Below are 2,918 nucleotides of genomic sequence, written 5' to 3' on the forward strand. Positions count from 1 at the left end.
CGCGCCGGAGGCGGGCCCGGCCGCGCACTCCCGCCGGTCCGGCCCGCCCCGTCGTGCGCCGATCACGCCGCCAGGCGTTCCCCCAGCCGTTCCGTCGGCACCTTGGCCGTCTCGCGGGCGGTGAGCCCCGCCACCAGCGGACCCAGGCAGAGCACGGCGGTGAACAGGGCCACCGCGGACCAGTCGTCACCCTCCGGCCCGGCGAACTCCGCCGCGAAGGTGACCGCGAAGCCGGCCACGGCGAAGCCGATCTGGGTGCCGATCGCCATGCCGGAGAGCCGCACCCGGGTGGAGAACATCTCGCCGTAGAAGGCCGGCCAGATGCCGTTGGCCGCGCTGTAGACCACACCGAAGAGCAGGATGCCCAGCACCAGGACCAGCGGGAAGGAGCCGGTGGAGATGGCCCACAGGTAGGCGAACATCAGGACCGGACTGCCCACCGCGCCGATCAGGTACACCGGCCGCCGCCCGATCCGGTCCGACAGCGAGGCCCACAGCGGGATCGCGCCCAGCGCCACCGCGTTGGCGAGCGCCGCCACCCACAGCATGCCGGTACGGGACATCCCCACCGCGTCGCTGGTGGCGTAGGACAGCGCCCACACGGTGAAGATGGTGGACACCGAGGCCACCAGCGCACCCGCCACCACCCGCAGCACGTCCTGCCAGTGGTCGCGCATCAGCACGGCGAGCGGCATCTTCGCCACACCCCCGGACGCGGCCTGCTCGGCGAACGCGGGCGTCTCGTCCAGGCGGCGCCGGATGACGTGACCCACCACCATCACCGCCACGCTGAGCCAGAACGGCACCCGCCAGCCCCAGCTCATCAACTGCTCCTCCGGCAGCGCGGCGACCGGAATGAAGACCAGGGTCGCGATCAGCTGACCGCCCTGCGTCCCGCTGAGGGTGAAGCTGGTGAAGAAGCCGCGCCGCTCCGGCGGCGCGTGTTCGAGCGTCATGGAACTCGCGCTGGCCTGCTCCCCGGCCGCGGATATGCCCTGCAGCACCCGGCAGAGCACCAGCAGCGTCGGGGCGAGGACGCCCACCTGCCCGTAGGTGGGCAGACAGCCGATCAGGAAGGTGGAGACGCCCATCAGGAACAGGGTGAACACCATGATCTTCTTGCGGCCCAGCCGGTCGCCGTAGTGCCCGAGGAAGAGGGCGCCGATCGGCCGGGCGGCGTAGGCGACACCGAACGAGGCCAGCGAGAGCAGCGTCGCGGTCGCCGGGTCGGACTCGTCGAAGAAGACCTCCGGGAAGATCAGGGCGGCCGCGCTGCCGTAGATGAAGAAGTCGTAGTACTCCAGCGCGCTGCCGATCCAGGCGGCGGCGGCCGCCTTCCTCGGCTGTGCCGTGGGGGTCTCGGGCGGGGCGGCGGGGACGGACACGGGCGTGCTCCTTCGGCGGACGGCGACAGCAGGCGGAAAGCGGACGGAAAGCAGGCGAAAGCAGGTGAAAGCAGGCAGATGTGGGGGCGTCGCTAATTAACCCACTGGGTAGTTAGTAGCGATGGGCAGTGATGTTGCGCCGAGGTGACTCGGGTGTCAAGAGACCGCGTCCCGGGCTTCGGCGGCGACCGCCCGCCGGATCAGCCGGTCGTCAGATAGGCGACGACCATGTCGCACAGCATCGCCCGGTGGTGCCCGCGCCGCTCCGGAGCCACCAGGTCGCGGCCGAACAGGGCGCCGAACGTGTACCGGTTGGAGACCCGGAAGAAGCAGAACGAACTGATCATGGCGTGCAGGTCCACCGCGTCCACGTCGCCGCGGAAGACGCCGGCCGAGCGGCCGGCGGCGAGGATGCGGCCGATCACGTCCAGCGCCGGCGAGCCCATGCGGGAGAGCCGCTCGGAGGAGATGATGTGCTCGGCCTCGTGGATGTTCTCGATGCTCACCAGGCGGATGAAGTCCGGGTGCTGCTCGTGGTGGTCGAAAGTCACCTCGCACAGCCGCCGGATCGCCGCGACCGGGTCGAGGCCGTCGACGTCCAGGTCCTGTTCGGCCTCCCGGATCACCGCGTAGGCGCGCTCCAGCACGGCGGTGAACAACTGCTCCTTGCCGCCGAAGTAGTAATAGATCATCCGCTTGGTGGTGCGGGTCCGGGCGGCGATCTCGTCCACCCTGGCCCCCGCGTAACCCGCCCGGGCGAACTCCTCGGTCGCCACGTCGAGGATCTCGGCCTGGGTGCGGGCGGCGTCCCGTACCCGGCCGTTGTTCCGTGCGGGCTTGTCGACGCTGGTCAATGCGGGTCCTCGGAGTGCTCGTCGCGGCCGGCCCGACTGCGGCCGGAGAGGTCAGCGCGATTCTAGAAGCCGCGTCCGCAAGGCGGTTCGAGGGCTTCCGTCGCGCCCGACCTTGCTGATATGAGTAACGTACTAGTTCGTACATTAGGGAGCCGTGACGTGGCCAAGGACGCCAAGGACTCGTATTTGGTGGGACTGATCGGATCGGGGATCGGTCCGTCGCTGAGCCCCGCGCTCCACCAGGGGGAGGCCGACCGCCAAGGGCTGCGCTACCTCTACCGCCTCCTCGACATCGACGTCCTCGGGATCGCCCCTGAGGAGGTGGGCCGCCTGACCCGTGCCGCGCGGGACCTCGGCTTCGACGGGCTGAACATCACCCACCCCTGCAAGCAACTGGTCGTCGAGCACCTCGACGCGCTCTCGCCCCAGGCCGAGGCGCTCGGCGCGGTCAACACCGTGGTCTTCGAGGACGGCCGCGCCGTCGGCCACAACACCGACGTCACCGGCTTCGCCGCCTCCTTCGCCAGAGGCCTGCCGGACGCGCCCCTGCACCACGTGGTCCAGGTCGGCGCCGGAGGAGCGGGAGCCGCCGTGGCCCACGCCTTGCTCACCCTCGGGGCCGGCCGGATCACCGTGGTGGACTCACTCGCGGAGCGTGCCGAGGCACTCGCCGCCGCGC

Annotated in this window: 3 protein-coding genes; 1 reads left to right on the plus strand and 2 read right to left on the minus strand. The window is 70.7% G+C overall.

The window, feature by feature from the left end:
- Positions 1–62 precede the first annotated feature (62 nt).
- Both HW445_RS24760 and HW445_RS24765 read right to left on the minus strand, forming a co-directional pair.
- On the minus strand, positions 63–1,385 hold the full coding sequence (locus HW445_RS24760) for an MFS transporter (protein ID WP_180223150.1): 1,323 nt from the start codon (positions 1,383–1,385) through the stop codon (positions 63–65).
- A gap of 200 nt (positions 1,386–1,585) precedes the next feature.
- On the minus strand, positions 1,586–2,239 hold the full coding sequence (locus HW445_RS24765; RefSeq protein WP_180223151.1) for a TetR/AcrR family transcriptional regulator: 654 nt from the start codon (positions 2,237–2,239) through the stop codon (positions 1,586–1,588).
- Positions 2,240–2,398: 159 nt separating this feature from the next.
- Here HW445_RS24765 and HW445_RS24770 point away from each other — a divergent pair.
- Positions 2,399–2,918 (plus strand): shikimate dehydrogenase (locus HW445_RS24770; protein ID WP_308799842.1); only part of this gene is annotated, 520 nt, incomplete at its 3' end.

Origin of the sequence: Streptomyces sp. UH6 (assembly GCF_013421635.1) — a bacterium.
GTDB lineage: Bacteria > Actinomycetota > Actinomycetes > Streptomycetales > Streptomycetaceae > Streptomyces > Streptomyces abyssomicinicus.